31 protein-coding genes and 3 pseudogenes are annotated in these 26409 nt (G+C 63.1%); 19 read left to right on the top strand and 15 right to left on the bottom strand.

Going from position 1 to position 26409, the window contains the following annotated elements:
* Both AC1DXK_RS15330 and tnpC read right to left on the bottom strand, forming a co-directional pair.
* Positions 1-181: transposase (locus AC1DXK_RS15330; RefSeq protein WP_456684703.1), on the bottom strand; the 181-nt coding region annotated here is incomplete at its 3' end.
* 191 nt (positions 182-372) lie between these two features.
* A pseudogene (gene tnpC, locus AC1DXK_RS15325) lies at positions 373-1652 on the bottom strand (IS66 family transposase).
* A gap of 232 nt (positions 1653-1884) precedes the next feature.
* Here tnpC and AC1DXK_RS15320 point away from each other — a divergent pair.
* The 3 genes from AC1DXK_RS15320 (at position 1885) to AC1DXK_RS15310 (ending at position 3165) form a co-directional block, all read left to right on the top strand.
* Positions 1885-2106: a hypothetical protein gene (locus AC1DXK_RS15320; RefSeq protein ID WP_477298250.1), complete on the top strand. Its 222-nt coding sequence runs from the start codon at positions 1885-1887 to the stop codon at positions 2104-2106.
* Positions 2107-2514: 408 nt separating this feature from the next.
* Positions 2515-2715, top strand: coding sequence for a hypothetical protein (locus AC1DXK_RS15315; protein ID WP_477298248.1), 201 nt, complete (start codon positions 2515-2517; stop codon positions 2713-2715).
* A 99-nt stretch (positions 2716-2814) separates the two neighbouring features.
* Entirely contained in the window at positions 2815-3165 is a 351-nt protein-coding gene (locus tag AC1DXK_RS15310) for a DUF2061 domain-containing protein (protein ID WP_477298246.1), read from the top strand.
* Here the strand turns inward: AC1DXK_RS15310 and AC1DXK_RS15305 are convergent.
* The 4 genes and pseudogenes from AC1DXK_RS15305 to AC1DXK_RS15290 all read right to left on the bottom strand — a co-directional run bounded on the left by AC1DXK_RS15305 (position 3108) and on the right by AC1DXK_RS15290 (position 5549).
* The gene (locus AC1DXK_RS15305) at positions 3108-3782 is read right to left on the bottom strand and encodes an HAD family hydrolase (RefSeq protein WP_477298244.1); all 675 of its coding nucleotides are present in this window, start codon (positions 3780-3782) and stop codon (positions 3108-3110) included. The two genes, AC1DXK_RS15310 and AC1DXK_RS15305, sit on opposite strands and share 58 nt — an antisense overlap.
* A gap of 11 nt (positions 3783-3793) precedes the next feature.
* Entirely contained in the window at positions 3794-4765 is a 972-nt protein-coding gene (locus AC1DXK_RS15300) for an alpha/beta fold hydrolase (RefSeq protein ID WP_477298242.1), read from the bottom strand.
* Between the two features lie 94 nt (positions 4766-4859).
* Positions 4860-5097: pseudogene (locus AC1DXK_RS15295) on the bottom strand (hypothetical protein).
* Between the two features lie 89 nt (positions 5098-5186).
* The gene (locus tag AC1DXK_RS15290) at positions 5187-5549 is read right to left on the bottom strand and encodes a hypothetical protein (RefSeq protein ID WP_477298240.1); all 363 of its coding nucleotides are present in this window, start codon (positions 5547-5549) and stop codon (positions 5187-5189) included.
* A gap of 545 nt (positions 5550-6094) precedes the next feature.
* Between AC1DXK_RS15290 and AC1DXK_RS15285 the strand changes: the two genes are divergently transcribed.
* Together AC1DXK_RS15285 and AC1DXK_RS15280 are read left to right on the top strand one after the other, a co-directional pair.
* The gene (locus AC1DXK_RS15285; protein ID WP_477298238.1) at positions 6095-6283 is read left to right on the top strand and encodes a hypothetical protein; all 189 of its coding nucleotides are present in this window, start codon (positions 6095-6097) and stop codon (positions 6281-6283) included.
* Between the two features lie 125 nt (positions 6284-6408).
* A complete protein-coding gene (locus tag AC1DXK_RS15280; RefSeq protein WP_477298236.1) occupies positions 6409-6612 on the top strand; it encodes a hypothetical protein in 204 nt (67 codons plus the stop codon).
* 83 nt (positions 6613-6695) lie between these two features.
* On the opposite strand, the gene AC1DXK_RS15275 is transcribed toward AC1DXK_RS15280, so the two are convergent.
* The 4 genes from AC1DXK_RS15275 to AC1DXK_RS15260 all read right to left on the bottom strand — a co-directional run bounded on the left by AC1DXK_RS15275 (position 6696) and on the right by AC1DXK_RS15260 (position 9625).
* On the bottom strand, positions 6696-6983 hold the full coding sequence (locus AC1DXK_RS15275; protein WP_477298234.1) for a hypothetical protein: 288 nt from the start codon (positions 6981-6983) through the stop codon (positions 6696-6698).
* A gap of 164 nt (positions 6984-7147) precedes the next feature.
* Positions 7148-7276 carry a hypothetical protein gene (locus AC1DXK_RS15270; RefSeq protein ID WP_477298232.1) on the bottom strand — a complete coding sequence of 43 codons (129 nt, stop codon included), beginning with the start codon at positions 7274-7276 and terminating at the stop codon, positions 7148-7150.
* A gap of 156 nt (positions 7277-7432) precedes the next feature.
* Positions 7433-8374, bottom strand: a complete 942-nt coding sequence (locus AC1DXK_RS15265) for a slipin family protein (RefSeq protein ID WP_477298230.1) — start codon at positions 8372-8374, stop codon at positions 7433-7435.
* Positions 8375-9220: 846 nt separating this feature from the next.
* Positions 9221-9625 (bottom strand): hypothetical protein, encoded by a 405-nt coding sequence (locus tag AC1DXK_RS15260; RefSeq protein ID WP_477298228.1) that lies wholly within the window; start codon positions 9623-9625, stop codon positions 9221-9223.
* Between the two features lie 150 nt (positions 9626-9775).
* Between AC1DXK_RS15260 and AC1DXK_RS15255 the strand changes: the two genes are divergently transcribed.
* Positions 9776-10168: a hypothetical protein gene (locus AC1DXK_RS15255; protein WP_477298226.1), complete on the top strand. Its 393-nt coding sequence runs from the start codon at positions 9776-9778 to the stop codon at positions 10166-10168.
* Between the two features lie 699 nt (positions 10169-10867).
* On the opposite strand, the gene AC1DXK_RS15250 is transcribed toward AC1DXK_RS15255, so the two are convergent.
* A complete protein-coding gene (locus AC1DXK_RS15250; RefSeq protein ID WP_477298224.1) occupies positions 10868-12157 on the bottom strand; it encodes an NRAMP family divalent metal transporter in 1290 nt (429 codons plus the stop codon).
* Between the two features lie 332 nt (positions 12158-12489).
* On the opposite strand from AC1DXK_RS15250, the gene AC1DXK_RS15245 reads away from it, so the two are divergent.
* Complete coding sequence (locus AC1DXK_RS15245) at positions 12490-12882, top strand: hypothetical protein (RefSeq protein ID WP_477298223.1); 393 nt, start codon at positions 12490-12492, stop codon at positions 12880-12882.
* A gap of 93 nt (positions 12883-12975) precedes the next feature.
* Positions 12976-13353, top strand: a complete 378-nt coding sequence (locus tag AC1DXK_RS15240; RefSeq protein ID WP_477298252.1) for a carbohydrate porin — start codon at positions 12976-12978, stop codon at positions 13351-13353.
* A 35-nt stretch (positions 13354-13388) separates the two neighbouring features.
* On the opposite strand, the gene AC1DXK_RS15235 is transcribed toward AC1DXK_RS15240, so the two are convergent.
* Complete coding sequence (locus AC1DXK_RS15235; protein ID WP_477298221.1) at positions 13389-14036, bottom strand: SDR family NAD(P)-dependent oxidoreductase; 648 nt, start codon at positions 14034-14036, stop codon at positions 13389-13391.
* A 248-nt stretch (positions 14037-14284) separates the two neighbouring features.
* Here AC1DXK_RS15235 and AC1DXK_RS15230 point away from each other — a divergent pair, with 248 nt between their 5' ends.
* A complete protein-coding gene (locus AC1DXK_RS15230; RefSeq protein WP_477298219.1) occupies positions 14285-15175 on the top strand; it encodes a cobalamin B12-binding domain-containing protein in 891 nt (296 codons plus the stop codon).
* A gap of 810 nt (positions 15176-15985) precedes the next feature.
* Here the strand turns inward: AC1DXK_RS15230 and AC1DXK_RS15225 are convergent.
* A complete protein-coding gene (locus tag AC1DXK_RS15225) occupies positions 15986-16729 on the bottom strand; it encodes a Crp/Fnr family transcriptional regulator (RefSeq protein ID WP_477298217.1) in 744 nt (247 codons plus the stop codon).
* Between the two features lie 140 nt (positions 16730-16869).
* Entirely contained in the window at positions 16870-17436 is a 567-nt protein-coding gene (locus tag AC1DXK_RS15220) for an OsmC family protein (protein ID WP_477298215.1), read from the bottom strand.
* 169 nt (positions 17437-17605) lie between these two features.
* Between AC1DXK_RS15220 and AC1DXK_RS15215 the strand changes: the two genes are divergently transcribed.
* The 9 genes from AC1DXK_RS15215 (at position 17606) to AC1DXK_RS15175 (ending at position 23971) form a co-directional block, all read left to right on the top strand.
* A complete protein-coding gene (locus tag AC1DXK_RS15215; protein ID WP_477298213.1) occupies positions 17606-18535 on the top strand; it encodes a LysR family transcriptional regulator in 930 nt (309 codons plus the stop codon).
* 235 nt (positions 18536-18770) lie between these two features.
* Positions 18771-19016, top strand: a complete 246-nt coding sequence (locus AC1DXK_RS15210; protein ID WP_477298211.1) for a PRC-barrel domain-containing protein — start codon at positions 18771-18773, stop codon at positions 19014-19016.
* A gap of 179 nt (positions 19017-19195) precedes the next feature.
* On the top strand, positions 19196-19765 hold the full coding sequence (locus tag AC1DXK_RS15205; RefSeq protein WP_477298209.1) for a hypothetical protein: 570 nt from the start codon (positions 19196-19198) through the stop codon (positions 19763-19765).
* 767 nt (positions 19766-20532) lie between these two features.
* Positions 20533-20802: a DUF1488 family protein gene (locus AC1DXK_RS15200; protein WP_477298208.1), complete on the top strand. Its 270-nt coding sequence runs from the start codon at positions 20533-20535 to the stop codon at positions 20800-20802.
* Positions 20803-20883: 81 nt separating this feature from the next.
* Positions 20884-21192: a hypothetical protein gene (locus AC1DXK_RS15195; RefSeq protein WP_477298206.1), complete on the top strand. Its 309-nt coding sequence runs from the start codon at positions 20884-20886 to the stop codon at positions 21190-21192.
* Between the two features lie 1075 nt (positions 21193-22267).
* Positions 22268-22540 (top strand): hypothetical protein, encoded by a 273-nt coding sequence (locus AC1DXK_RS15190; protein ID WP_477298204.1) that lies wholly within the window; start codon positions 22268-22270, stop codon positions 22538-22540.
* Positions 22537-23205, top strand: a complete 669-nt coding sequence (locus AC1DXK_RS15185; protein WP_477298254.1) for a hypothetical protein — start codon at positions 22537-22539, stop codon at positions 23203-23205. Before AC1DXK_RS15190 ends, AC1DXK_RS15185 begins: the two co-directional genes overlap by 4 nt.
* Positions 23126-23710, top strand: a complete 585-nt coding sequence (locus AC1DXK_RS15180; protein ID WP_477298202.1) for a Ros/MucR family transcriptional regulator — start codon at positions 23126-23128, stop codon at positions 23708-23710. Before AC1DXK_RS15185 ends, AC1DXK_RS15180 begins: the two co-directional genes overlap by 80 nt.
* 24 nt (positions 23711-23734) lie before the next feature.
* Entirely contained in the window at positions 23735-23971 is a 237-nt protein-coding gene (locus tag AC1DXK_RS15175) for an integrase core domain-containing protein (protein WP_477298201.1), read from the top strand.
* Positions 23972-24281: 310 nt separating this feature from the next.
* Here the strand turns inward: AC1DXK_RS15175 and AC1DXK_RS15170 are convergent.
* Positions 24282-25306, bottom strand: a pseudogene (locus AC1DXK_RS15170) (IS110 family RNA-guided transposase).
* Positions 25307-25681: 375 nt separating this feature from the next.
* Here AC1DXK_RS15170 and AC1DXK_RS15165 point away from each other — a divergent pair.
* The gene (locus AC1DXK_RS15165; RefSeq protein WP_477298199.1) at positions 25682-26386 is read left to right on the top strand and encodes a recombinase family protein; all 705 of its coding nucleotides are present in this window, start codon (positions 25682-25684) and stop codon (positions 26384-26386) included.
* Positions 26387-26409 lie beyond the last annotated feature (23 nt).

Raw genomic sequence — 26409 nt, 5'->3', positions numbered from 1 at the left:
TCTGTGCGGCCCGCCACCAAGGACCAAGATCCTCCGGAATGGCCCGCCATTTCGCCCCGTTCTGATGCCGCCAGAGAATGGCCGAGAGTGTGCGTTGCAGGTCCTGCGGTGGCGTCTTGGCCTTCGGACGGCACGCCTCGACCAGCGGCTCCAGCTCAGACCATTGCGCGTCGCTCAGCATCATCCCTCCTGCCTTGGAGAGAGGAAAACGCAAGCCCCGCCAGTCCGTTCAGGCGACGACAGGCCCTAATTGTCTGGAGACGAGACCATCGTTGGCGCCGAGCACCGCGGTGCGCAGCCAGCCGATGCGGTCGATCCCGTCCAAACGTTGCGCCAAGTCAGCGTAATTACCCACGCCCGTGACGGCGGCGTTTAGACGCCGACGGTTTTGAGGATTGCGCCGAAGGGACTGCTGCCTGTGAGGCGGGCGGTGTCGACGACGGTGCGGATGGCGGCCTCGCCTTCAGCGGCCCACATGGCGCGGTAGCCGTTGGTCACCTTCCGCTGCACGACGGCCGGACGCAGCAGCCGCTTGGAGCCGTTGTTGGTGGGCTCGACCTTTCCGGGATAGGCGAGGAACACCAGGAGCTGATCGCGCGCGACTGATCTTGCCCTGGAGATCGCGGGTCAGATCACAGCGGCTCGACGTGGCCAGGATGGCGCCGAGTTGCCGATCCAGGCTGCGGCGCTTGGCCGAGAGCGTCGAGGCGGCGAGATCTGTGACGCGCTCGGCCAGGGAAAACACGCTCTGCAGCCAGAGCTGCAGGCGCCAGGGAACTGGATCGTCGCTGGCCTCGACGACGTAGGCGACGTCGCGGGCTAGATGCGCCAGGCAGGTCTGGTGCTCGGCGGCATGGCCCTGTTGGGCGGTGTAGCGGTCCGAGATCCACACCTCGGGCCGGTGACCATCCATCATCTCCCGCACCACGACAGAGCCGCGCGTCGGCGAGGCCGCGTGCACCACGGCTTGCGCCGAGTGGAACAGCCAGTGGTAAGCGTTCGAGCCCTCAATGCGCACGCCGGTCTCGTCGCAGGCGACGACCTCAGCCCGGCGCAGGGTCGCGATGGCAGCGTCACGACCCGGGCGGAAGCAGCCCTGCGCGCGGCGGAGCAGGTTCATCAGCCCGCCCTGGCTGAGCGTCAGGCCAAACAACTCGGAGAGCGCCGCCTGCAGCCGTTCGTAGGAGAGCGCCTGAAAGGTCTTGAGGTACGTCGCCACCGCATGCAGCCGCGGACCGAACGGGGGTGCCGCGCGCCGCCTCGGGCACCGGTGCGACGACCCGCTCCCCACAGCTCGGGCAACGGACCGCGAGCCGCCGGTGCTGCGTCACGATTGGCGCCACCACGGGCAGCTCGATCTGCTCGCAGACGCTGACGACCTCCGCCGGAAGAGCGGCGTGCAGGCGGCCACCGCAGCACGCGCACGCCGCGGGAAGATGCTCGACGATCGTACCGGGATCATCGCTCAGCACCCGGCTGTGACCCTCGTGACCCGGCTTGGCGCCGCCGGGCTTGGAGTGCTCCCGCTGCTCTTTGCGATCCGTCGCGGGCGGCTTGGACGAGGTGCGCGAGGTCTTCTCTGGCCGCTGCAGCCGCAGCACCAGCTCGATCAGCTCCTCACGGCTCAGCCGCTCAAGATCGCTTCGGCCCATCCCGCGAGGGAATCAGCGAAGTTCGACCTGCGCAAGGGCCTGGGTAATTACCTGAACGCTGAGATCGGTCGGAATCGGCCCCTAGCCACGGGAGCGCGTCATTCGGCAGAGACGGAGTTCCGAGTGAACCAAAAGCTGCAATTCATGCGAGTCTGCTGCTCAGACGACTTCTATTACAATTAGACGAGCTAACGAATAAGTTTCCGAACTTAAGTTTTTTTGGAGGTTAAACATGACCGCCCTCGCAATTTTGGCTATCGTCTGTGGCGTCTTGGACCTGACCCTTGAGCGGTTTTTTCAGTGGGTAAGCAACCGACTCGAAGCGGGCAAATGGCCCGAGGGCATAGAGCCCCTCGCCGGATTGACCTATTTGAATGGTTACCTTCAAATACTGACGCCGGCGGCTGCAATCCTCGTAGGACTAGCGGTCCTCGTGAACGAGAGGTGTTGGTAAAGGGCAGCCACTTCAGGCTGCTGCGACTGGCGCAGGTTTGACCTTCTCTGTGGATCCTCGCAGAACTGCCGCTGGTCGAGCTGATCCTCCGCGACCCCATCCTGACGCACGATGTACGTTGTTGCCGATCGCCGGGCGGTGCCTACGAAGACTCGTTTGAGGCCGGCCACACGTAGACCGGAAAATTCAAAGGGCAGTCTCATGATAGTGCATAGGCGCTGAGACACCGGGTTTTTGAGGGCGCTCTTTGAACCTGCCCGAGCGGGTGTGCTAAAATCCTTGTTTATCCACGAAGGCAGTGCTGCCATGCTCAAGCGAGTGACAAGTGCGCAGCTACGGGCGGCGCGGGCGCTCCTGGCGTGGAACACGAGCGATCTCGCTCGGGCGTCTCATGTGCCCGAAGAGAGGTTGGCGACCATCGAACGCCAGGAAGACACGGGTGACCCGCACCTGCTCGACCGGGTCGTCTGCTCCTTGGAAGCCGCCGGCGTGATCTTCCTCGCCAACTGCGTGACGGTTGAGGGCGGCCCTGGGGTGCGGCTCAGGCGGCAAGATCCTTGTGACGAGGGCCTGCACCTCGGCGAACTCACCAGCGAGAACGACGGGTAGACGAGCGAGATCGCCGCCCGTTCGTTGGCCGCGATCAGCGGCGGAGGCGCTGCGGTAACGCAAAGCTGGACGTGGACACCGCCATTCGGAGACAGCGCTGTGGCCATCCTCTCGGTTCTCCGACCGCGCCGCGCGGTCACCTCGCCAAAGCGCTCGCTCGTGAAGACCCTGACGTGGCGCATCATTGCCGAGGTGGACACGTTTGTGGTCAGCTATCTGGTAACCGGGAGTATGACGTGGTCCTTCGCCATCGTTGGTATCGAGAGCACGACGAAAACCGTGCTGTACTACCTGCATGAGCGCGCCTGGGGCAGAGTGCTTTGGGGTACCAGCTTTCTGCCGCTCGCGCCTGAGAAAGGCTCGTCGGCGCCAGCAGGCATTCTCGGCTCTAATCAACGCCGCCCGCCGACCTCATCGAGATGCTCGAGCAAGTCTGCTGGGTCTTCGTAGACGCGCACTGCGCCGGATCGCTCCAGCTCTTCCGTGCCGTAACCACCCGAGAGCAGCCCGACCCCAAGCCCACGACAGCGGCGCGCCGCCAGCATGTCCCAGATCGAGTCGCCTACGATGATCGCCGTTTCGATCGGCTTGCCGAGCCGATCAGCTGCGGCCAGGAACAGGTCAGGGTCGGGCTTGGCGTACTTGACCATGTCGCGCGTCACCACCGGCACCTGCTCGGGGTCGACGCCGAGAGCGTCGAGGTTGACCCGGGCCGTTTCCATCCGGCCGCTCGTGGCGATCGCCCACGGGATCCCGGCCTCGGTGAGGGTGCCGAGCAGGGCTTGTGCCCCCGGAAGGGGACAGATCTGCGAGGAGAGACGCCCGTACGCCTCGGCATGAAGATGGCCCAAGCGTGCGATGCGCTCCTCGCTGATCTCCTGTCCCGTCTCCCGCAGGAGCTGGTTCGTGAACAGGCCGCCGCTCATGCCGATCTTCCGGTGGATGCGCCAGACAGACAGAGCGATCTCCTCCGCGTCGAGCGCCTGCTTCCAGGCGAGCACATGCTGGTAGACGCTGTCGACGAGCGTGCCGTCCAAGTCGAACAGGAAGCAGGTTTCGATGCGCATCTGACGACCTCTTATGCCGCCGCGCGAACCGGCTCCGACGCGCGTTCCACGGCGGCGATAACCTGCTCGGGCGCGAGGTGCTGGATCATATGGCCCATGGCGGGGACAACGATCAGTTCACTGTCCGGCAACTCGCTGTGCAGCCGCTTCGACTGCCGGTCGACGTCGGCGATCTGGTCGTCCCCGCCGACGATGATCACGACCGGCAGCTTCAAGTCGCGGTAGTGCTTCTCAAGCTCGACGGTCACCGGCGTCATCAGCACGGCGTCCTCCGCGGAGGCACGCAGCTGCAACGGGCGCAGCATCATGGCTTTCGGGAACTCGCGATCGAAGCGTTCTGTGACAGGGGCCGGAGCAAACATGGCCTTGATCATGGCGGGCTGCAGCGCCCGTCCGATCACGGGTGACACCGTGTGGCGCATCAGGTCGCCGAGGCCGGGGATCGCCGCCGGGGAGGATAGCATCACGTCGGCGCGCAGCGTCGGATAGTAGTACCCGGATGCCAGGACGAGGCTGCGGACGAGCTGCGGGGCCTGAAGCGCGAGAGCGACCGCGACGAGCGCGCCCCACGAATGCCCGAGCACGACGGTCTGCGTGACGCCGAGCTGCTGCAGCGCTTTCTGGAACAGCGTCGCGTGGGCGCGCGGTGTCCACAGGCCGCGCGGCCGATCGCTGTAGCCGTAGCCGGGTCGGTCGATGATGATGACGCGGTAGCGCTTAGCGAGGTCGTCGACGATGCCGCTGACCAGGAAGTCCTGGATCTTCATGCCGTTGCCATGGATCAGCACCAGGGCCGGGCCATGTCCGCGCTCGACGTAGTGCAGGCGCACCCCGTCTACGGTGATGAACTCACCGATGGGCGGCGTTTGCCGCTCGGCTTCCCGCGTCTTAGCGACCGCGTAGAGCGCCGATGCGCCGAGCGCTGCAGCTGACCCGAGTAGGGTCGGAACCAGCCAGCGGCCGGTACTGGAACGTTGTGTCATGGTATGATCCTGCGTGTGATGGGGCATGATCCTCGATCGGCGGGATCAATCTGAAAGCGATGCGATCTGTTCGGACTACGACCTCAACCCGGCGCTAGGCGGCGGTGAGGCGCTTGGTGTTGAAGGCCACGTGCTCGCAGTATCGCGACACGACGACTTCGAAGGAGCCACCATTCACCAGCGTTCCGGCAGCCTCGATGGCAGCACCGATCTTTTCGGAGACCATCGACTGCATCTCGGCCTGTGCCTCAGGCGATCCTGACAAGCCGAAGCTCAATAACGCGCTGCGCTTCGATGGCGAGCATCATGGTGCTGAAGAAAGGGGTGAACATGGTCTACTCCGCACCGCGGGATGCGGCATTCCTCGGGTCGTTCTTGGCTTGGTGATGTGTCGGGTCGTGCTTGCGGCAGTCGGCAGCCTCTATGGGAGCGCGCCGATCAGGCCCTTGGCTTCCGTCATCGTGTTCTCACACGCCCGCTGATGTCCGTGGCCATCCTCCTCGACCGCACGATGGAGCAGCCGGCGCGCGTCGGCGATGTGTGCGCTCGTCGAGACCATGCTGACATCGCTCGGCTCGCCCGAAGGAGCGCTGGGCAGCGCCTTGGGTGAATTGCTGCTGCGGATCGTATGTCCGTCCTGGAGGCCAGCCACGTGGACCGCGCCGGCGCTGTCGAGGCGACGCGCGATCGTACCGATCTGCTCGGCGCAGGAGCTCGCTCGGACCGGAAGCGGCGTGAGGCCGAGCAGGAGGGCGGAAGCCCCCAGAGAGAGCGCGAGGCGCATGTGAGATCCTTTGTGCTGAGAACGATCAGCCGGCTTGCCATGGCAGGGTCGGCTGATCGCACAAGCGGAGGGGGCAGCAGATAACCGCAGCAGACGGGTGGTCGCGGAGGATGTTGCACTGCAATATGGAAACACCGCGCAGAGCCGAACGATCCATCCTGGACGAAGAAAGATCTGGGGCAGGGTCCCGTATCGAGCGGTTGAAGCCAACGGGATCATTCGGATCCATGAGAACGACGGCGGGGCCGGGATCCGGTTCCGGGAGCGAAAGATTTCATCACAACGGCGAAGATTGGACGCTTCGCCTGGCACTCGATGCCGTGACCAGCTCATCATGGTTACGCTTCGACCGCTTGGACCCCGGCTGCCTTGAGTGGAGGCACGCCGGTTGCCTGCGACCTGGGTGCGGCCCAAAGATTTTCTACAACCGCATCGAATCTGCACGGCATCGGATGTTTGGTATATAATTAATTTTATTACCATCCAGGGGTGCTGCTATGAATTATGATATGGAAAGACTGTGCAGAGCAGTCGAAGATGTGGCTATGCGCGAGGACGTCAAACTAGCGGACGCGGGCAACTCTGAGGCCATCGTTCGCGCTGTGCTCACTGAGCTTAAGAAGCCGAGCGAAATGATGCTCGCCGCAGGCGATCCTGAGTATCATTTTCCGAGCATTGAAGGAGTTACCGAGCAATTTGCAGAGATGATAGAGTGCATCCTGACCGCAGATTGAACGACGGAAGCGCGGCGAAAGCACTATTGGAGCTACATCTTGGTCGGACTGGATCCGCCTCTGAGCCCTGCTGCTCGCTCTTGCCCTCTCACTGCGGTATGATAGTTGCTAAGCGAGGGACTGTCATGAAAACCAGCACCGACTTCATCGCATCACTCAAGCATGAGCATGCCCGTCTGGGCCGCCTGCTCGGCGTGATCGACAACGGCATTTGGTGGACGAAGGAAAAACCTGGCCTCGTAAAAGTCGAGGACCTGCAGGAGCAGTCCGAAACGATCAAGACCGCCATAGACAAAATCGAACGCGTCGTAGGCCAGATCGGGAGCTGATACCCTGAACCAGAATGGCCTGTTGTGTCAGCTGCCGGTCGGTCCAGGCGTCGTTGGACTCCTCGATAGCGCGGCTATCAGCGTCAACTTGAAGAAGGGGCGCCATCCAGATTTTGGCTCATCCCACCGTTCGCTTGGTTCTTAGGCTGAACCGAGAGATCGATGCTGTCCGCTATCTCCGGCAGCGCTTGGAGGAGGTTGGCGGACACCGCGTCTCTTGTAAGACCTCGGCCATAGACATTCGCGATGATGGTCCAAAATTGCGGCCTCTTGCTCTCCGGGATCTCAGCAAGGCGCTTGTCGATCATATCTCGTACAAGCTTCGAAAATTCCTCAACTTCTTCAGGTAAAATCCCGAGCGCGCCGGCCATTGCAGTGTCCTCGCTGTGACCGAATATGCGGAACGCAGTCCAGGGTTCGTCCCCGAGTCAATCAGGCCTAAGGTGGTCGTGGGAGCCACCGACAAGGGCTTCCTGGCCAGGGCGGTTTGGGTAGGCGGCGCTGTGCCATTTCCGTCCGGCATCTCCATCGGTCTTCAGGGATGCCTCACGCTCCAAAGGATCGATATCAAGCCGACGAAGCACGCGACAAGGCCGAGCATGCCGATGAGAACAACCATGTCCGGCACGCCTTCGAGCCCTTGGATCCCTACGGTGATCGGCATCGCGCCCTCCTATGATCTCCGTGATGCAGCGAGCATCTCCTCTACGCTGTGATGCCCATCTCAGTCCTGGGCACCATTCACCGTCGCCGTTGCGACGTAACGGGCGCGGAACCCGCCAAAGCCAGAGGCCGGCCAGCTGTCCCGTGCTAGTCTGCTCTATGACCGGACGGACTCTCGTCCATCGGCCAAAATGGCAGACCTGTTCGGGATCGCCCCGTTGAGCGGCATCGGCGCTTCTTCTTTGGGAGCTGCAAGACCAGCGAGAACCAGCGCGGAGGCCGGGTTCATAGCCTCGACCATGGTCGTTGGGATCAAGATCGTCGATCCTCGCTCCTTGGTCGTCTCGTAGATGATGTTCATGGCCCGCAACTGCAGGGCGATTGGGTACTGCGCGTAGGTCTTGGCCGCCGCGACAAACCGACTGGCGACCTCGTCTTCGGCGGATCCGAGGATGATGCGGGCCTGCTTCTCCCGTTCGGCCTGCGCTTGGCGGGACATGGCATCCTGAAGCGCAACGGGGATCGCTACGTCCCGAACTTCGACCGAGGTAATCGCGATGCCCCACGCCGCCGTTTTGAGGGCGATCTCCGAGCGCAATTCCTCATCGGCCGCCTTGCGATCCGAGAGTAGGTCCGCAAGCATCGATGAGCCGATCATCTCGCGCAGCGATGTCTGCGCGACCCGGTCGATCGCTTGGCGATAGTTTGTGATCTTCAAGGCCGCTGCTTCGGCATCGTGTACGTGCCAGAAGATGATCGCGTCCACGTTCACCGGCACGGTGTCGCGGGTGAGTGCCTGCTCCGCGTTGAAGGCCGTCGTCTGGATGCGTTCGTCGATCACGGCGGTCACCCGGTCGAAGACGGGAAGGATCAGGAACAAGCCGGGACCGCGGACACCCTGCAGCTTGCCTGCGCGCAGGATCACGAACTTCTCCCAGGCGTTGGCTACTTTGAGGGAGAGCGCGACGAGCATAGCCGCCCCGAGGAACAGGCCGGCGAAGAGTTCGGCCAACCAGCCGGGCCTCAATGTGTCGAATGCGCCTATCGCCAGCCCGCAGAACAAGAGGGCCGCGACCAGCATGGCGGTAATCGGGTTCATGGTCGCGACTCCCGGCAGCTCATAACGCAACGGGCGAGCTATCTGTTGGAAAACGCGTGGTCTTAAATAAAGATCTGGTACGATTCTGCGTTTTGTCTATCCGTTTTTGCACGTCAGAAATCATTTCCATTTAAATCAAGTCCTTCCGCTTATGTGCGCATTTAAACGGAAGGCGTCATTCTCGAAGCTTGAGCGGCCGCCTCTTCGACAAAGGACAACCAATTTATAGGCGCGACCAGGCGTCATGAGGTAGATCGCAGCGCCGAGGCGTTACGGCGTATTTGGAAAAAATCAGTCATCATCGCGACTGTCATGGAGGATTGGAAGCGATCGTCAGTTCGTTACTCGGAAATTCAGGCCTCGCAACCAGCGGGGTCACCTGCGGCTTGATAATGCGGGTGGCCGCTGAAGCGATGATCTCAAGCTTAGAAATTGAGAAGCAAATGACCGATCAGGGCAGAGCTACATCTAACAGTGTTGATCCTCAAGATGATTCTGCCTGAAATTTAAGCTGTTACTGCGGGCGATCCAGGCTCGAACGGGCGCTCGCGATGCACAATATCCTGACCACTTTCGCGGCGGAATGAGGACCGGATCGCTTGTAGGATATTCGGGCGCGTCGCCGATGCACTCGGCTTCCTTCCGAGTGACTTCTATGGTGATCCCACAGCTACCCGCGAACTCAAAGTCGCACTTGAAACGCTTCGCATCTGCGGTGCCCTTAAGGATGGCAGCGGCCGGGAGCGTGTGCTTGCTTTAGCTCAGGCCAATCTGGCCGGTCACACGGACATCCGGCCCGCGGATTTCTGACCCCATTTCCTCTGCAGTACAGATCTGGCCCTGTACTCAGACCCCGAGACCGAGAACGCGTATGAGTGGAGGCCCGTAGCCGTTGAGCAAGGTACCGATAGCAATCATCACGACGGATGTTTCCCGCTCGGCGATGACGCTGCTGCGGACCTGTGCCCGCTCGGCCTCGCGCCCTCGATGATAGGTCACACTGTGCTCGTGTGACATGGCCGTCTGCTGCAGCAGCGGCTTCATCGCTCTGATCGTCGCGGCCTCACGGCCCCCCAGAACGTAGGGGCGCGCTGCGACGAGAAGCCCGAGCACGATCATGCAAGAGCCAAAGCCACTTACGATCTCGCCACGGTGCTGCGACTCCCACAAGACGCCCCATGCCAAATGAAGGGCCGCGAGGAAGAGCCCAAGATAGAGCGGCGGACGATATGAGAGAGCGAAGCGGCGCATCAGGCCCACCTTTATCTCAAAAACCTTGTGCCGCCGATAGGGCCCAGAGCGCCTTTGATCCAGGACAAAACCGCCCCTTGCGATGAAGCGCATAGAAGTTCAGCGATGGAAACGTGCCGACTGCGCGTCATTGGACGAAGGAAAACTCTGATGCGCCTTTCCGTTCTGGTCCTCTCGGCCGTGTTCGCATTGGCGAAGACCGGTTCCGGTTTTGCTCAGGCCACACTGCCGGACGATGCCGTGAACAGCGCGAACAATCCCGGCACGGTGAGGAACGAGGCGCCGATTCGCGAGCAAGCTCTGGACTGCACTTGCCACATCACGGCGCCGGGTGCGGACGCCGCTGGCTCGGTCCTGTCTGGCAACTCGAACCGTCAGGCCGGTCCGGATCGCGTTGCCGGGGCGGGCGAGGAGAACTTCGATTGTACCTGCGGCAAGGCGATCCCGGACACGACCGGGGCTCTGACCGCCCCGAAATCCGACCGCGGACCCGACGCCGCAGTGTCTGGATCAGCCGGCATCAGTTTAGCTCCTTCGCACTGACGGCGGGCGCGGCGTTCATTCGCGGCCCCGCAAGGTCCAGGGAGGATCGGACATGAAATTCAAAATCGAGCGCGTGACGGCCATCGGGGGATTCCAACGCGCGACCTGGGAGGACGATGGTGGGGCTGGGTTGTCGGGACCTCGCACGGTGAGCCGGGTTCCGCATCCGTCTCCGGGCTCCCCGAAAGCCGCGACCGATGTTGGACGCGCCCCGCTGGATCGGAAGTCTCGACGGCCCCGCTCAAGCCTTCCTCCGGCAGTCCTTTGAACCTGATCATTCGAGACCCCCGACGCCTGTGCCGAAGCTAACCGACAGCCGCATCCCTCACCCAGCCGACATCCATGCGGTCGTCGCGTCGACCGGGTCGGGATCGGCGGGCATGTGCGACGAAGGCAGCCGGTCTGCTAGCGTCGCTAACGCTAACGAGGCGGACACGCGAGGTCCGTGATCGACCGCAAAGATCGAGTGGGATGATGGATCGCGCCTGTCAAACAACCGGCGCTCTTCGATATGCTCAACGACAAGCGTCGGCGCGCGCCTACTGCGTTCCCGAGCGGCCCGATCTGCCTCCGCGGGATGCTGAAAAGGGAGATCGATGCGATACCAAAGGCATTCGCTCCGCCTTTTGAGTAGAGACGAGGCCGCCTCCCGGAGGCCGCCCGCCTGTCCGCACAACCCACGCCCTGTATGGGCGACGATTACAGGACGAAAAAGCCGACACTTGCGACGACCATGATCGCAGTAGCCATCCAGCCGCCGACGCGCATCGGGATCGACAAGCAGAGGCGCCCCATGATGCGGCCGTTGCTGGCGACGAACATCAGCGCGGCCATGACCGGTGCCGCGAGGATGCCGTTGACGACGGCGGCCCAGTACAGCGCCTTGACCGGATCGAGCGCGGTGAAGTTGAGGCCCACACCGGCCAGGGTCGCCACCGAGAGCGTCGCGTAGAAGGCCTTGGCCTGCCTCAGGCGGCGGTCGAGGCCCTCGCTCCACTGGAAGGCTTCCGCCAGTGCATAGGCTGCCGATCCGGCCAGCACCGGCACCGCGAGCAGTCCCGTCCCGAGAATGCCGAGTGCGAACAGCGCGAAGGTGAAGATGCCGGCAATCGGCCGGAGCGCTTCGGCTGCCTGGGCCGAGGTCTGGATATCCGTGATCCCATTCGCATGCAGCGTGGCGGCGGTGGCGTAGATGATGAAGATGGCGATGACGTTTGAGACGCCCATCCCGACCACCGTATCGGTTCGGATCCGGGCGAATTGCGGGCTTGCTTCCCGAGGCGTGCGACAGAGCGGACGGGCGCCGCGCCTGTTCCGATCCTCAACCTCAAGCGCCGACTGCCAGAAGAATAGGTAAGGGCTGATCGTTGTGCCGAGGACCGCCACCAAAGCCGTCGCGTTGACGGCATCGAAGCGCAGGTGCGGGACGAGGGTCGCGAACAAGGCTTCATCCCATGGGACATGTACGGTGAACACTACGGCGACATAGGCGAATAGGGACAGCGTCAGCCATTTGAGAAGGCCCGCATAGGGTGCGTAGGGGATGAAGATCTCAGCGACGACGCATAGGATCCCGAACCCAACGGTGTAGAGCTTTGGATTGCCGCCCAGGAGAAGGGTGAGCGCCGCGCCCATGGCCCCGAGGTCCGCACCGAGATTGATAATGTTGGCCACCAGCAGCAGCGTCACGACGGAGCGCACGAGCCAGGACGGATAGTGCCGGCGCAGGTTCGCCGCGATCCCGCGACCCGTCACGCACCCGATGCGGCCGCTGATCTCCTGGATCACGATCATGAAGGGCAGGCTGAACAGCATGGTCCAGGCGAGAGCGTACCCGAACTGCGCGCCGACCTGGGAGTAGGTCGCGATACCGCTCGGGTCATCGTCGGCGGCCCCGGTGATCAGGCCTGGTCCAAGGCGGCGGACCATGCCGATGGCGGACGGTACGGCAGGAGGCGCTTCGATGCCGTCGCCGGGCCAGGCCGTCATTAGGCAGGTCCGTCGTGCAAGGTGCGACAGGTCCTGACCAGGACGCGGAGACCAAACTCATTCCAGTGGACGGCCGAAGCCCGGCGTTCGAGGCCGAGCGGTCCGTCGACGACCGCCTGGGCCGAGCGGTCGAATATGCCCCCAGTCTCATCCGAAAAGGTTCCATGCCGTAAGATGTCGGTCCCTGCACGAACGGCGGGCGGGCAGCGTGTGTGCATGCTGGGGAAGCGGGACATCGGTTCAGGAACCCCAATCGCCGTAGAGGTCGAGGATGCCTCCGGCTCGACCCGCGTCAGACCTTCGTACGCGGTTGCGAAACAAGGTCCAGTGGGATGAGACGCCTGATCCGGACGGCATTTGCAGTCTCCGTCCTGTTGAGCTTCATCCCCATTGAGGTCCTGGCACAAGGTGCGAACACCGGTGTCGGCGGCGATCCGCGCAACTCGGTCGCCCAGCCGGAAATGTCGGGCAATCCGTCTGCCATCGCCACCACCTCGATTCAGGCTTCTCTGGGAGCAGCCAGCGACCCGAACGGCTTACGCCGGTTCCTCTCGGATCACGGCATCGTCTACAGCTTCAATGCCCTCGCCTACATCCTGGGCGATACGAGCGGCGGCACGCGCCGGACCGCCACCGTCATCGGCCGCATCGACATGCAGCTCGACGCCGATCTCGGACGCCTCGCCGGCTGGAGCGGCGCCGCTTTCCGGGTGGAGGCCTACTAAAAATGGCGTGGGACTGACGCGGGCTGCCGTCAGCGATCTCGCCGTGGTAAGCGGCCTTGAGGTCATCCCTCAACGCGCCTGTACGAACTGTGAATCGAGCAACAGCTTCTCAACGGTCAGTTGACTTTCAAAGTCGGCGATGTCGCGGCCGAGACCGAATTCTTGGTCAGCCAGGCCGAGACGTTGTTCATCAACTCCACTTTCGGGTGGCCGAGGACTGCGGGCACGAGCCTGCCCAGCAGCGGCCCCGCCCATCCGTTCGGAGCGCCTGCGGTCCGGCTGAAATACCTGCCGAACCCAAACCTCTCGTTTCAGGTCGGGCTCTTCGACGGCGACACGTGCCGCCGGCCCGCGGCATCAACGTCCCCCTCGACGCCTCGGGCAACGGCTGACTGCACAAGGCCCTGGACGAACTCGCGCGCTAGATGCTCATCGAAACTTAGCATCCTCCGGACCAGCGCCGCTTGGTAACGGGTACTCCTCACAACGATCCCAGTGACTTGCTGTCAGTCACCAGTGAACATCACCTCCGGCCCGGCGCTCAGCCCCTCCAGATGCAGGCGCCAGTAGGCGTCTGCGATGAGATCAGGCGCGAACGGCGTACCCTCCTGGATCCTGCCGGCGATCGTCACGGTCGCCAATGCGACGCCGTCCGCCTTGAACGCGGCCGAGAGCGAGTAGGCGAGGTTGCGCAGGGCGGCTTTTCCGGCGGAGAGGGAGAACGCGCTGAGCCACGGACGCGGATCGAGGGCGAGGCCGCCCCCGGTCAGGATGATGCTGCCCCGGCCGCGCGGAGCCATCAGGCCGTGCATCGTTCGGGCGGCCGCGTAGGCGCCGACCACGTTCACCTGCAGGTCGGCCGCAAAGTCTTGTGGCTCGGGCGTGGCCGGCCCCCCCGGGCTCACCCGGTAGGCGTTGTAGACCAACACCTCGATGGGGCCGCGCTCGACCTCAATAGAGCGGAGCGCAGCATCCAACTCTGCAGGATCAGCCGCGTCGGCTTGGCGAACCTCGATCTCAGCCTCTGGCGCGACGCGGTCGGGCGTGCGCACAAGTCCAACGACGGAAAACCCTTCACGAGCGAAGCGGCGAGCTATAGCCAGACCAAGCCCGGGCCCAATCCCGACCACGACGGCTACCTTACCCAAGCGCATAACATTGTCTTTCGGTCATCTGGATCTGAGTCGCAGAGTTCTGAGCAGCGAACTTACCCTGTCCGCCGCTCTATGTACTGCATCTGTTCGACGAAAAAATGCCTCAGATCCAGAGCGGCGAATTTATCCGTCTCACACTAGGAATTTTGACTCAGTCTTTACATCCTCTCCGACTGCGGTTCTGATACTGAGCGGCGATTGGTAACCCAGCAAGGCCGCCGACGCCGTGGCGCCGAAAGGGGGGGACGATGCAGAATATCGGTTCGTCCGAACACCCATGGGGCGATGGTCTCCCTCACGATACCGAACGTGCGGCAGAAGCCCGTCGGCTCTATGCGCGCAAGCGTGCCGCGGGGGCCGCACGCGAGCGCTGTCTGGCCCTGGGGCAAGTCATCCAGACCGAGATCATCCCTCAGCTGGTGCTGCGGCATCGCAGTTTCGTGTCTGAGGAGACCAAACCCGCGTTCAAACCCGACGCGGGGCAGATCGCGGCCTTTACCAATCTCACGCTCGCGTCGGACGATGCGGCTATGGTCGCGGCTTTCTCGGTCTTGGTGGCGGACGGCTATCCGATCGATCGCTTGTTCCTCGACCTGCTGGCGCCCTCCGCCGCTCTCTTGGGCCGCATGTGGGATGAGGATCTGTGCGACTTCATAGAGGTGACGACGGGTGTTGCCCGCCTTCAGCATCTCGTGGCTCGCTTCCGAGTCGATGGCGAGGCGGTTCCGCTCGACGAGAAACGTCGCCTGCTCCTGACGAGCGCTCCCGGAGAGCAGCATACATTCGGTGTTCGGATCGTGGAGCAGTTCCTGCGCAAAGCGGGCTGGGCTGTGTCCGTCGGGCTCTCCTCCAGTCCAGAGGAGATCGCCGCTTTGGCGGCGTCCGAATGGTTCGGCGTCGTTGGACTGACGCTCAGCAGCGAGGCCCGTATCGATCAGCTCGCGATATCAATCCGCTCCGTGCGCGATGTGTCGTGCAACCGATCCATCGGCGTGATGGTCGGCGGTCCGGTCTTCTTGGAGCACCCGGAACTCGTCCACCAGGTCGGAGCGGACGCATCCGCGGTAGACGCGGCAACGGCGGTGCTTCTCGCGCAACGGTTGCTCGACCTTGCGGCCGACAGCGCCAAGAAGCCTTGATCGAACAAAGCTGGAAGCTACCGCAGGGTCTGTTCAAACGGCGCCAGACGCCGCAAGCTGAATTAGCCCTCCCCCGTCGCACGTGCCAGTCGGCGACGACCTCGTCGCATGGTCGCACAACTCCCAATTGGCATACTGCGGGAACGCCGGTGAGATCGATGACCTCCGCCGCCAGCCCGCGATCGAAGCGGGTGGCGGGGCCAAGTGCGAGCCGCGGGCCTATCGGTTATGATCGACACCGATTGAAATTAGAGGGCTCATCCCGGCCTCGGGACGTGCCGTCTGTGCCGATGTGCCGACTCCAGTCCCCGGCCAAGTACAATCCTTGATCCACCGCAAAGTCCCGGGCCGAAACTGCGCCCATGATGTCAGCATGCTGGTCTGGACGCCCCAGACCCACACCCCAGACCGGACGACCAAGCGATGGCCAGATCACTGGCGTCCACTTTCGTTCTGCTCGGGGCGCTCCTCGTCGCTGCCTCGGCGCAGGCTGCTTCCCGGGATGAGCCTCAGGCCGGCTCCAGCGGACCAAACATGCCGCCGTTGCGGGACGTCGTTCCGAGCGAGATCCGGCCCCAGGAACCGGCAGTGACGGGGAGCATGCGGGCGCCCAGCGAGCCCAGCCCACGGTCCCGATCGCATGACCTCAAGCGGCCACCGGTTCGCCCCCCGGTTCGGCCGCCGGGCTTATAACGGCATCGCCTTGCGGGCATCCCGGGACGAGACGCGGTTAGCCTCTCTTCCCGACTCCGTCCGTCTCCACCCTGCGGGAGAGGAGGCCAGGAAGAAGATCTGGCGCGATCCCGAAGGTCAGCGTGCCGACAGCCGGCCGAGCCTGGCGTGATCGATGAGGCGCACACCCCCTGGCACAATCCGGATGCAACCTTCCCGGTCGAGACGGGTCAGCGTCCGGCAAACGGTCTCGATGGTCAGGCCGAGATGATCGGCGATGTCGAGGCGGTTCATCGGGAGTTTCAGGGTGACTGCACTTTGTCCAGTCCGGGCGTAGCGTGCCCACATACCGGTCAGGAAGGTCGCGATCTTTTCTTCGGCTGTGCGCCGGCCGAGCAGAACCATCATGTCCTTGGCCCGGGTYAACTCATGCCCCATGATCTCATGAAAGTGCATCATCAGCCCCGGCTGTGAGTAGACCAAGTCCATGAAGGCTCGCCGGTCAAACCAGCAGGCGGTCACCGGTCCCAATGCGTCGGCGGAGACACTGAACCGGTCGAGCAACGAGAGCCCGAGGAAGTCGCCCGGGAAGGCGAAGCCGGTGACCTGACGGCGTCCGTCTGGAAGGATGCAATACAGGCATAAAGCGCCGGAGGTGACGTTGTAGACCGATCCCGCTGGTTCATCCTGACCGAAGAGGTTCTGCTTTAGGTTGAGCGCAATACGCCGGCTCAACGGCTCCAGCGCATCGCGCTCTGCCAACGGCAGGGCCGTATACGGACTGATGAGACGGAGCTTGCAGATGCGTCCGTCCGAATAGCTGGAAGGGACGGGAATGGGAAGCTTCGTAGTCAGTGCAGCCGACGACGAATGGATCGACATGAGCTTGTCCTTCCAGCTGAAACGGCTTCGCCCGCTGGTCGGCGACCGAATGACCCCGTCGAGTATGAGGACCGCCACCGTCACGCCGCTCGCGGGCCGGTCGTTAGGGGGAAACGCTACGCCTCGGACCCCGCCGCGCATCAGGCCGCGGCAGCTGCGGCTGGTGCGAGGGCCACGTCGAGGTGAACCGGATTGTGCAACGTGTTCGCGACAGGCGACCACAACACCGTGTGCTTGATCAGCGCCGCCAAGGCTTTTCGCGATGCGTCCGCCTCGATGCTGACCGAAACTCGAATGGTCTCGAAGCCGATGGTCTTAGGGGTGAGATCCCCGCTCCCCCAGACCGAGGTCATGTTGATGTCGGCCTCGACGCACAGCTCCAGCGATCGGATTGGGATGCCTCGACTCAAGGCGTTGGCGTGGATCCCGATGGATAGGCACGAGCCCAACGCGGCGAGCAGGGCTTCCGAGGCGTTCGGCGCGGTGCTGTCACCGAGCAAGCCCTCAGGCTCGTCCTCCATGACAGGCCGTGGCGGCAAGTTCCGGATGTAATTCAGTTGGCTCAGTCGTCCCTGTGCAACCGTCCGGCACCGAAGGGTCCGGACAGCGGTCGGGTCCGCCTTACCTTCGGCGATCACCGCCTGGAGTTCGCGTTTGTCGATGGGCACGGGAACCACGGCGGCAGGGTTTCTCGGTGATCGTGACATGAAGTTACCTTCCCGCGGATAGCCGGTTCTAAAATTCGCAGCCCTCGAAGAAATCTATGCCGTAAATCTATGCCGTGGTTATATCCGAGATTGAGTATAAGCTTCCCGGCGGAGAAGTCGGTCACCAAAGTCGACGACGAGGGATGCGAAAACGGATGGCAGGCAGCGCATGCTTGACTGGGACGACCTGAGATTTTTCCTGGCGCTCTCCCGGCACGGCTCGCTCTCGGCCGCCGCCAAGGTGCTGCATGTCTCGCAATCGACCGTCGGGCGGCGCCTGAACTCGTTGGAGGCGACCCTCGGGGTGCGCCTGCTCAACCGCACGCCGGACGGCTACGTGCCAACCTTGGCTGGTGTCGACGTTCGCGAAAAAGCCGAACGCCTGGAGGCGGAGGCGATCGCCCTCGAACGCGACGTCACCGGCCGCGACACCCGCCTGCGCGGCCTGGTTCGGGTGACCTGTGCCGAGACGCTGGCCGCCCACATCCTCGCGCCGAGCTTCGCCAAGCTTCACGAGCAGCATCCCGATATCATGATCGAGCTCATTCCTAATCCGCGGGAGCTGAGCTTGGCGATGCGGGAGGCCGACATCTCCCTGCGCATGCGCCAGCCCGAGCAGCACGATCTCGTCGTGCGGCGTGTCGGGGGCATCGCCTTCGGCATCTACGCGACACCGGATTACGTCCGGAATCATGGCGGTCTGGATGTCGAGGACGGTTGCACCGGGCATCGTCTGATCACGCAGCTCGAAGACACGCAGGAGATGACCCAGTCCGCGTGGCTGACCGACCTGGCATCACGTGCCATCGTGGTTCTTCAGACCAGCAGCCACGAAGCCGCCGTGCTCGCGGCCGCCAGCGGAGGAGGCTTGGCATGCTTGGCACGCTTCCGCGGCGACGGGGAGGCTCGGTTGACGCGCCTTCCGGTACCGACCGAGCCACCCAGCGCCGACATCCTGCTGCTGGTTCACAAGGACAACCGCGACACGCCGCGGATCCGGGTGGTACTGACCCACATCACGGAATGCATCCACGCGCTCACCGCGGTCCTCCAACCCGTTGAGGCGAGCGGGCAACCAGGCCGGGCCGTGACCGGGTGACAGGGCGGGCACGGCCGCCCTCGCCGATCAGTTTTCGCACCGAAAGACCTCTTTCCCACTTCGCGTCGTCTAAGCCTCGCTCAAGGTCGATTTCCCGTCCGGCCGCGACGTATCCATCTCTGCATAGCCAAATGTCGAAAATGCTTGGCCCGTGTATTGAGCCGAGACGCTAGTATGCCGTCCAGAAGATCCGGCGACCGGGTTCCCAATAGGATCTTAGCGACGAAAGCATGCCGTGCGGACGACGTCCTTCCGCTCGGACGACTTGCTCGGGAGCGAGGTGCGCACACCGGACAACGTGCCGCTCGGCAGCGGCGACGCCATCGTCATGGGACCTGAGGGCAGCAATAGCGCCTACCTCCTCGTCGCTCGCGGCGGCGTCTTCGGCCGCGGACAACGCCACGTCGCGGTTCCTTGGGGCCAGTTCAAGGTCACGCCGAACCTGAACCCCTCGTCCTCGACACGAGCAAGGACGGCATGAAACAGGCCCCGCGGATCATCGAGGGCCGCTTCACGAAGGCGGAGCCGTCTGCCCAGCCGACCGCGAAGCCGGACGCTTATTCGAACGCCGACGCAAAGACCCGGCGGACGGACTGAGCCTCGCGTCGACCGACCGAAGGCCGCTGCCTTCCACGCTTAGTAACACGATTGGAATTTGCCATGCGAACGATGCCAGTACTGACGACGAGTTTCCTCGCCCTATTGACGATGACCGCGGCCCAGGCGCAGCAGCCGGTCACTGCCCCCGTGAATGCCGCGTCAACGATGCGAGAGGCAGGGCGCGAGGCGAGCCAAGCTGCCGATGCGGCACGGGAGGCGGCCCGGCTCGCGATGCAGGCATCGAAGGCGGCGGTGAAGGATGCCCCGAAGCAATCCGCCGACATGATTGGCAAGCTCGCCACCGACGCCGCGGAGGCGGCGACACGCGCCGAGACCAAGATTGCCGAAGCCAACAGGGCGGCGGGCATGGCGGCGAACGCCTCGATGCGGAAGGCTGCGGATGCCGCGCGGAAATCCGTGGAAGCGACCCAGCTGGCGGTGGAGACCTCCAGGGATGCCGCCGAGGTCTCGGTCCGTTCGAACGTGACCGCGATACGTCGGGCGGCATCGGCCGCGCGGGCATCCATCGTCAAGGCCGCCACAGCCACCGCGAACGCCGCCCGCGCCGCCCGCGAGGCGGCCAGGACGACCTGGGATCGCGAAATGGCGCCGACGCAGGCCGGCAGCTGAGCGCCGTCGGACGGCGCTCGTCCAAATCAAGACCGCGAGGAAGACCGGTGATTTCGAAGATTGAGATGGCACGGACCTGCGAGGAGGCCGCGCATCAGCATGACCGTGCGGCCGCCCACTACCGGCATTCCGCCAGGCATCCCGCAAACGGTGAGCACGCAGCCGCCGCGAGGGAGCGTGATCTGGCCCTGAGCCATTCCGAAATGGCCCGGATCGAGGAAGCTGCCCTACGACCGGATGGCATCGTTCACGACCGGCGATCCGCCGCCGAGGCAGCTTGGCACTTCTTGGATTGAGGTCCGTGCTTCCGGTCCTCCCTTAACGAGGAACCCCTGATGGCAAACCCGATGTCTCCCGAGCGGCCCGACCCGACCTTTCCCGATCCGTCGCCGGCGCACCCCCCGAACCCTGACCGGACACCGCTACCGGAACCTTCGAGCAGGCCCGATCATGAGCCAGACGAGGTCCCGCCTTTCAACGAACCTCTCGGCATCCCCTCCGGTGCACCGCCGGAGATCGGATGACCTCGGGCGTGCCGATCCAGCTGCCGATCGGATCTTCGTCTGGGAAAGGGGCAATCACCTCTTCCTCAGAGGAAGAGCCCGGCGTCCTGGTATCGAGACGTCGCGCGGTACCGCACTCGTCGGCGCGTGTCGCGAGATCATAAAAAATAGATATGTCGTTCATTGTTACTTCGCGCGCTTCAAATGATTGTTGTATAAATGAGGCATGTTTCGGGAATACCTCGAGGATTGTGGAGGTCTGTCATGCCGATCGTCGGATACCCGGGTTGGCCACCGGTCATCGATGCGAACACGCGAGAACACGTTCGCTTTGCCATGTCGGATGGACGCAGAATTATCCCATGCCGAATCTCGATCAATACACTGCGTGACTGCTTCGGGGATAAAGATTCCGAGCCGGTCGCACTCTTCGAAACTTTTCAATCCGAAATTGAGAATTTCGCCAGCGATAAGTTCGAGAACGGCGGTATCACAATTGGTATCATCGAGATCAAAGAGTCCGATTTAACGTGAGTTTTATAACTCGTTAAGAAAGCTTCCATGACAAGCCCCAGACTTACAGGAATTGAGTTCAGCTGGTTCACCAAGTGCCAGATGCTGGCCTCGACCTACGAGCAGCATTGGGGCATGCAGCTGGAGCCCGAGGCTGGAACGCTGGTGGATATTCTGGCCGCCGATGCGCAAACGATCTTCACGGGGCCGCAATCTCTGCAACGTGTGGCAGCACGGCTCGTTCTCGCCGCAGACGCGATCTCATCGACAAAGGATGGTGCAGATCTCGTTGCCAACAGGAGGCACGAGATAGATCGCTGTGCCGAAGCTCTACGGTATATTTCAGAAAAGCTGGTCAATATCGCGTCGGCATCAGCTTTGGAACGCGAGACGTTGCACCTCGCACCTTGACCACGCGAGGCGACGGTCTTCCGCTGCATGATTGTACCACTCACGGTGATTTAAGTTGGCTTATGGCCACCTCAACGGTTGGCGACGTGTTCAACGTTATTACTCACCCCCACCCTGGAGCGGGATTTGCCTTTTAGGAACAACAAGTTAGGTCGGATTTTCGCGCCTCCTACGGTTATAGTAATTGCAGCGACGTTATCAGTACTTACTGTGGCCGGACCGAGTTTGCCGTAGAAAACTTCGCGTCGTTACTGTTTTGTTCCGAAATTCCGCTTTCAAAGGCCCCGGACCCTCACGAGCGGGAAATTTGAGTCGCACGCCAACCCGTTGATGCAATTGGCCTTTCGAAATTTATGAGGGGGTGGGTAATTACTGTTCAACTGCAATCCACATCAGCGCCGCAATAGTCATCCGCTTCAAAATGAGATCTGCGATGCGCGATATTCTGACCCCATTCGCTTAAGTGAACGACGAGCGGATCGCTCTCAGGACTTGCGAGCGCGTTGCCGATGCCCTCGGCTTCCTCCCGAGTGACTTCTGTGACGATCCGAAGGCCATCCGCGAACTCGACGATGCGCTGGAAATGCTCCGCCTCTGGGCTGCTCTCGGAGACGGTAGCGGCCGAGAACGTGTGCTCGCCTGTGCTCAGGCAATCCTGACGTCCCAGGCCGGCATCCCGCCAATGGGAATCTGAGCTCCGTTCGCGCTGCAGGACCGATCTTAACCCCACCCCTCGACTTCGAGGTGGGGTACGAGGGTGAGGTGGTGTCGCCTATCGGAAAGCGACGATCATCCTCTTGGCATCGGTCACCGTGTTTGCGCAGTTACGCTTGGCGCCGTGACGGTCCTCGTTGACCGCGCGACGAATGAGGCTGCGTGCTTCGACGATATGATCCGACGTCGGAATTACTCCGGCATCGCTGGATATTTCGGCCGGAGCCGTCGCCAGCCCCCCGCGGTGAGCCAAGCCGTACAATATGGCCAGGCTGGAGAAAGGCGATCTGGAACGCATCGGCGCAGGCGATGCGTCGTTCGATCGTGACGATCTGCTCGGCGTCGTCTCCTCGCGCCCTACATGCTCACGATGATTGATTTTCAAACGATCGGGACGTTGTGCGAACGGGGCCTTATCTCGGAAGGCGAGGTGGACACGGCAGTCGAAGCCTTCCTGTCAGGTTCGGCGGCGAGCGTCTTCCTCTTCCGGGCAGGCTATCGACTGAACCTCGTCAAAGCGGTGCGCAGCCACCCGGGCGCCCAGGAATTTGTCGGTCGTCCCAACGTCGGAACCGGACTGAAGCGGCCCTTCGTGCGAGCCGCCATTCTTCAGGCGAGGCCGATGCCAGGATGAGCGGGCTGATCCGGATGGATCGGTTGTCCACGACGGCTGGCGCAGACGCCAGATCTGCCGCGTGCTCGTCCTCAGGAAGTGGCTATCTCCCCCTCAGATATTCCGAGCGCTACCCCGGCAAGCAACGTTGTCGAGGCGAAGGGCGGATGGCGGATGGCGGGGGATGCCGCAACGGACCTCGTCCAAGAAATGCCGGTAGCATCATTTTTGCGGATCCGATCGTCAAAATTAACGCACGCAGCGAAAACGCCCCGCTGCTAACTGTGGCCGTCGGATCGCCGGTTGGCATCCCGGCCAGTGCGCGGGCAACTCGCCCGACCTGCACGCGCACCGGCACTTCGTACCGTCGCCCCAGACGTCACATCCATGAAGCCGGCAATCTGGAGGCGGTAAACCCTTACCGATGTCCGGAGATGCATATGCCCGCGCACTACTGCCTCGATCCGACCGATCAATACGGCGAGGCTCAGGTCCTAGTGACATTCAAGAGGGAAGGTGGCGATGTGAAGCTGATCTCGGTGATCGATGCCGCGCACCACAACATCCTCTCCGACCTTGAAGAGATACAGCGACAGGATCTTCAGCATGAGATTTCCGAGGCGGCGCATCAGCCCGGCTGCTTGCTTCAACCGAGCCGACAGAGCGTGCGAAGTGCTCAAGGATAGGAGTGCCACGAACGCATGTATGGGAGTCGTCGGGGTCAAGACCCGGAGCTACGTCGAACTCGTCACAGACATCGTCTCGGCGTACGTCTCGAACAACCTGGTCCCCCCTGCCGAGGTGCCAAGCATGCTTACTGCCGTCCACGCAGCTCTCGCTGGCCTGGACCGGAGCGGCACTGCCAGGAAGCTTACCCCTGCCTCGATTCGCAAGTCCGTCACCCGCGAGGCGCTGATCAGTTTTGAGAACGGCAAGCCGTACAAGACTCTGAAGCGTCATCTCACGGCCTTTGGGCTCACCCCGCAATCCTACCGCCAGAAGTGGGGTCTACCGTGGGATTACCCGATGGCCGCTGCCAGCCACACAGCTCGGTGCTCGGCCTCCGCCAGGGGCCCGGTCCTGGGCCCAAAGCGGGGAACGGCACCGCCGAAGCTCTTTCTCGTAACCCCTACCATTCCGGACACGCCAAGACGCTACGGCACGACGAGGATCTTCGCAGTGAGAACCTAGCCCGCACACGGGCTCGTCGGCGCGATGGGTTGGCGCGGCAATCCCTACGATAACGCCAAGGCTGAGAGCTTCATGAAAACGCTGAAGGTCGAAGGCGTGTACCCAATGCCTTTCGAGACCTTCGCAGATGTTGCGGCCGAGCTGCCACGCTTCATCAAAGAGGTCTACAATGCCCGCCGCCTACACTCCGCGCTCGGGTACCTGAGCCCCATGCAGTTCGAGGAGCAACACGCCCAGCGGACGGTCAAAACCGCGGCCTGAGCGTGCCCATCCATAAGGGCCAACTCAACCTGAGCCGCGCTGAACGTCCGTGTGTGGACGCCCCATCGGATTCAAGGGGTGTTGGAGAGATTTGTGCGCGCAGGTTCAGGTGCTGCCGTGTGTCCGGCCTTTCGATGCAGCCATCCTCACGGCTGCGGGCCTGTATGGAGATCGCGGATCGGGTCCAAATCGCTTTGGCGCGCTCGAGGCGCTTGGACGTTCACTGGTTTTCCCGACCCCGTCTTCTGACCGTTGCGCCATACCTCTCGACTGACCTTCCCTGCCTCCCTGACGCCTCAGGCCGTGGCGGTCACGCCGTGGCCGGAGCTCTGTAGGAGCCGCCGTGGGCCATCAACGCCCAGACGATCCGCGCCATTTTGTTCGCCAGGGCGACGGTGATCAGCATGCGCGGCTTGCGCGACAGCATGCCGGCCAACCACGCCCCGGCTTTGTCGGGAGCACGCGCCGCGACCTTGGTCGCAGAGCTCGCGCCTAGGATCAGCAATCGTCGCAAGCTGCGCTCGCCCATCTTGGTTGTTCGCCCCAGCCGCTCCTTGCCGCCGCTGGAGTGCTGCCGCGGGACGAGGCCGAGCCAAGCCGCGAAGTCGCGCCCGCGGCGGAAGGTGCTGGCGGCCGGTGCCAGCGCCACGAGTGCGGTCGCGATCACCGGGCCGACACCCGGTCCCGTCATCAGCCGCTTAGCCACGGCATCGTCCTTCGCACGCTGGGCGATCTCGCGGTCCAGAAGCGCGATCTGCGCCTGGAGCGCCTGCAGGCTGTCCGCGATGATGGTCAGGACCGGCCGTGCCTCGGCTGGCACGTCGGATGTYGGGTCGCGGACGATCGCCACGAGCTTGCCGACGTGCCCGACACCTTGGCGAACGACGTACCCGAACTCCGTGAGGTGCCCGCGCAGTGCATTGATCAATTGGGTCCGCTGACGCACGAGCAGGTCGCGCGTACGGAACACCACTGCGGAGGCCTGGGCCTGCGCGCTCTTTCCCTGAACGAACCGCATCGTCGGCCGCTGCGCCGCCTCGCGAGACGCGCCTCAGCGTCGGCCATGTCGTTCTTCTGCCGCTTCACGAACGGCTTCACGTAGGCTGGTGGGATGAGCCGCGTTTCGTGGCCTGCCAAGGCTATCTCACGGGCCCAGTAATGAGCGCTGGCGCATGCTTCCATAGCGACCACGCAACGCGGAAGTGTCGAGAAGAACGTCAGCACCTGATCACGCCGCAGCTTCTTGCGGAACACGACTGCGCCGCTTGGATCCGAGCCGTGACCCTGGAAAACCGATTTGGCCAGATCGATCCCGACTGTGCTAACCTCACCCATAGACGCCTCCTGCAGTGGTGTCGCAACACCTCCACTCTGGCACATCGATGCCGTCAGGGGGCGTCCACCCCAACGCTTACCCGCTGCCCGAGCCTCGAAGCGGCCGGGCCGCAATCGGCCAAACCCAGTCATTTCTTATTGCCGCTGAGATGCTGATCGCTATGCGGACATTTTGTCCGGATCACCCTCGCGAGCGCGATTTTGTTGACGTGTCAGGCGCGCGCTGAAGGAACTGCTGCGGGGGTATACCGGGAGGGGCATGCCCGCGGATAGAGCCACCCTCAAAGGTGCAACGCTTACCTAAGCACCATTGAAAGGCATTTTTCCTGTATCACTCTCTGCAACGTCCGATGCACAGAATGATACGGATCTATCGTGGTGTCTGGCCGCTTCATCTCCTACCTACGTGTCAGCACCGATCGGCAAGGTCGATCTGGGCTCGGTCTCGAAGCGCAACGTGCGGCCGTCACTGACTACCTCAATGGTGGCGCCTGGAAGCTGGCTGCTGAGGTGGTCGAGATCGAGAGCGGCGCGAATACCGAGCGGCCGGAATTGAACCGTGCCCTGGCGCTTTGTCGCGCTCACCGCGCCACTCTAGTGGTCGCCAAGCTCGATCGGCTTGCCCGGGATGCACACTTCCTTCTCGGTCTGCACAAAGCCGGTGTCGACTTCATCGCATGCGACATGCCTTCGGCGAACCGGATGACCGTCGGCATCATGGCCGTGGTTGCTGAGGAAGAGCGCAGGATGATCTCCGCCCGCACCAAAGCCGCGCTGGCGGCCGCTAAGGCGCGTGGGCAGAGGCTCGGTGGATTTAGGGGCCGCACGGGCACGGCTGAGGACACGGCCAAGGCTCGCCTCGCCCGCGCTTGCAAAGCTAGAGAGCAGGCCCAGGCACTTGCACCGATTCTGGCACGCCTCGATCCAGAAGGTGTCGCGTCACTACGTGCTGTAGCCGCCGCATTCGAGTTAGAAGGTGTTCCGACGCCGAGCGGCACCGGCAGCTGGACGCCTACGGCCGTGAGGAGACTGCGGAGCCGTCTTGTATCCGCAAGCGGCACATCGCAGAAGATTGGCTGAGTTAGCCGGCGCTTCTCCGATCT

The sequence above is a fragment of the Methylobacterium sp. P3_A11 genome (assembly GCF_056403155.1).
The sequence above is the reverse complement of the archived record's forward strand: the minus strand, read 5'-3'. Positions and strand labels throughout refer to the sequence as shown.

What these genes read in the sequence shown, in the direction of transcription:
- AC1DXK_RS15320 (WP_477298250.1), top strand. Translation starts at nt 1,885, where the DNA reads ATGACCGCCCTCGCAATTTTGGCTATCGTCTGTGGCGTCTTGGACCTG.
- AC1DXK_RS15260 (WP_477298228.1), bottom strand. Translation starts at nt 9,625, where the DNA reads ATGCGCCGCTTCGCTCTCTCATATCGTCCGCCGCTCTATCTTGGGCTC.
- AC1DXK_RS15300 (WP_477298242.1), bottom strand. Translation starts at nt 4,765, where the DNA reads ATGACACAACGTTCCAGTACCGGCCGCTGGCTGGTTCCGACCCTACTC.
- AC1DXK_RS15285 (WP_477298238.1), top strand. Translation starts at nt 6,095, where the DNA reads ATGCGCGAGGACGTCAAACTAGCGGACGCGGGCAACTCTGAGGCCATC.
- AC1DXK_RS15250 (WP_477298224.1), bottom strand. Translation starts at nt 12,157, where the DNA reads ATGACGGCCTGGCCCGGCGACGGCATCGAAGCGCCTCCTGCCGTACCG.
- AC1DXK_RS15185 (WP_477298254.1), top strand. Translation starts at nt 22,537, where the DNA reads ATGAGCGGGCTGATCCGGATGGATCGGTTGTCCACGACGGCTGGCGCA.
- AC1DXK_RS15270 (WP_477298232.1), bottom strand. Translation starts at nt 7,276, where the DNA reads ATGCCGATCACCGTAGGGATCCAAGGGCTCGAAGGCGTGCCGGACATG.
- AC1DXK_RS15175 (WP_477298201.1), top strand. Translation starts at nt 23,735, where the DNA reads ATGGGTTGGCGCGGCAATCCCTACGATAACGCCAAGGCTGAGAGCTTC.
- AC1DXK_RS15245 (WP_477298223.1), top strand. Translation starts at nt 12,490, where the DNA reads ATGAGACGCCTGATCCGGACGGCATTTGCAGTCTCCGTCCTGTTGAGC.
- AC1DXK_RS15230 (WP_477298219.1), top strand. Translation starts at nt 14,285, where the DNA reads ATGCAGAATATCGGTTCGTCCGAACACCCATGGGGCGATGGTCTCCCT.
- AC1DXK_RS15180 (WP_477298202.1), top strand. Translation starts at nt 23,126, where the DNA reads ATGAGATTTCCGAGGCGGCGCATCAGCCCGGCTGCTTGCTTCAACCGA.
- AC1DXK_RS15190 (WP_477298204.1), top strand. Translation starts at nt 22,268, where the DNA reads ATGCTCACGATGATTGATTTTCAAACGATCGGGACGTTGTGCGAACGG.
- AC1DXK_RS15255 (WP_477298226.1), top strand. Translation starts at nt 9,776, where the DNA reads ATGCGCCTTTCCGTTCTGGTCCTCTCGGCCGTGTTCGCATTGGCGAAG.
- AC1DXK_RS15305 (WP_477298244.1), bottom strand. Translation starts at nt 3,782, where the DNA reads ATGCGCATCGAAACCTGCTTCCTGTTCGACTTGGACGGCACGCTCGTC.
- AC1DXK_RS15215 (WP_477298213.1), top strand. Translation starts at nt 17,606, where the DNA reads ATGCTTGACTGGGACGACCTGAGATTTTTCCTGGCGCTCTCCCGGCAC.
- AC1DXK_RS15220 (WP_477298215.1), bottom strand. Translation starts at nt 17,436, where the DNA reads ATGTCACGATCACCGAGAAACCCTGCCGCCGTGGTTCCCGTGCCCATC.
- AC1DXK_RS15235 (WP_477298221.1), bottom strand. Translation starts at nt 14,036, where the DNA reads ATGCGCTTGGGTAAGGTAGCCGTCGTGGTCGGGATTGGGCCCGGGCTT.
- AC1DXK_RS15280 (WP_477298236.1), top strand. Translation starts at nt 6,409, where the DNA reads ATGAAAACCAGCACCGACTTCATCGCATCACTCAAGCATGAGCATGCC.
- AC1DXK_RS15275 (WP_477298234.1), bottom strand. Translation starts at nt 6,983, where the DNA reads ATGGCCGGCGCGCTCGGGATTTTACCTGAAGAAGTTGAGGAATTTTCG.
- AC1DXK_RS15200 (WP_477298208.1), top strand. Translation starts at nt 20,533, where the DNA reads ATGCCGATCGTCGGATACCCGGGTTGGCCACCGGTCATCGATGCGAAC.
- AC1DXK_RS15290 (WP_477298240.1), bottom strand. Translation starts at nt 5,549, where the DNA reads ATGCGCCTCGCGCTCTCTCTGGGGGCTTCCGCCCTCCTGCTCGGCCTC.
- AC1DXK_RS15205 (WP_477298209.1), top strand. Translation starts at nt 19,196, where the DNA reads ATGCGAACGATGCCAGTACTGACGACGAGTTTCCTCGCCCTATTGACG.
- AC1DXK_RS15195 (WP_477298206.1), top strand. Translation starts at nt 20,884, where the DNA reads ATGCTGGCCTCGACCTACGAGCAGCATTGGGGCATGCAGCTGGAGCCC.
- AC1DXK_RS15265 (WP_477298230.1), bottom strand. Translation starts at nt 8,374, where the DNA reads ATGAACCCGATTACCGCCATGCTGGTCGCGGCCCTCTTGTTCTGCGGG.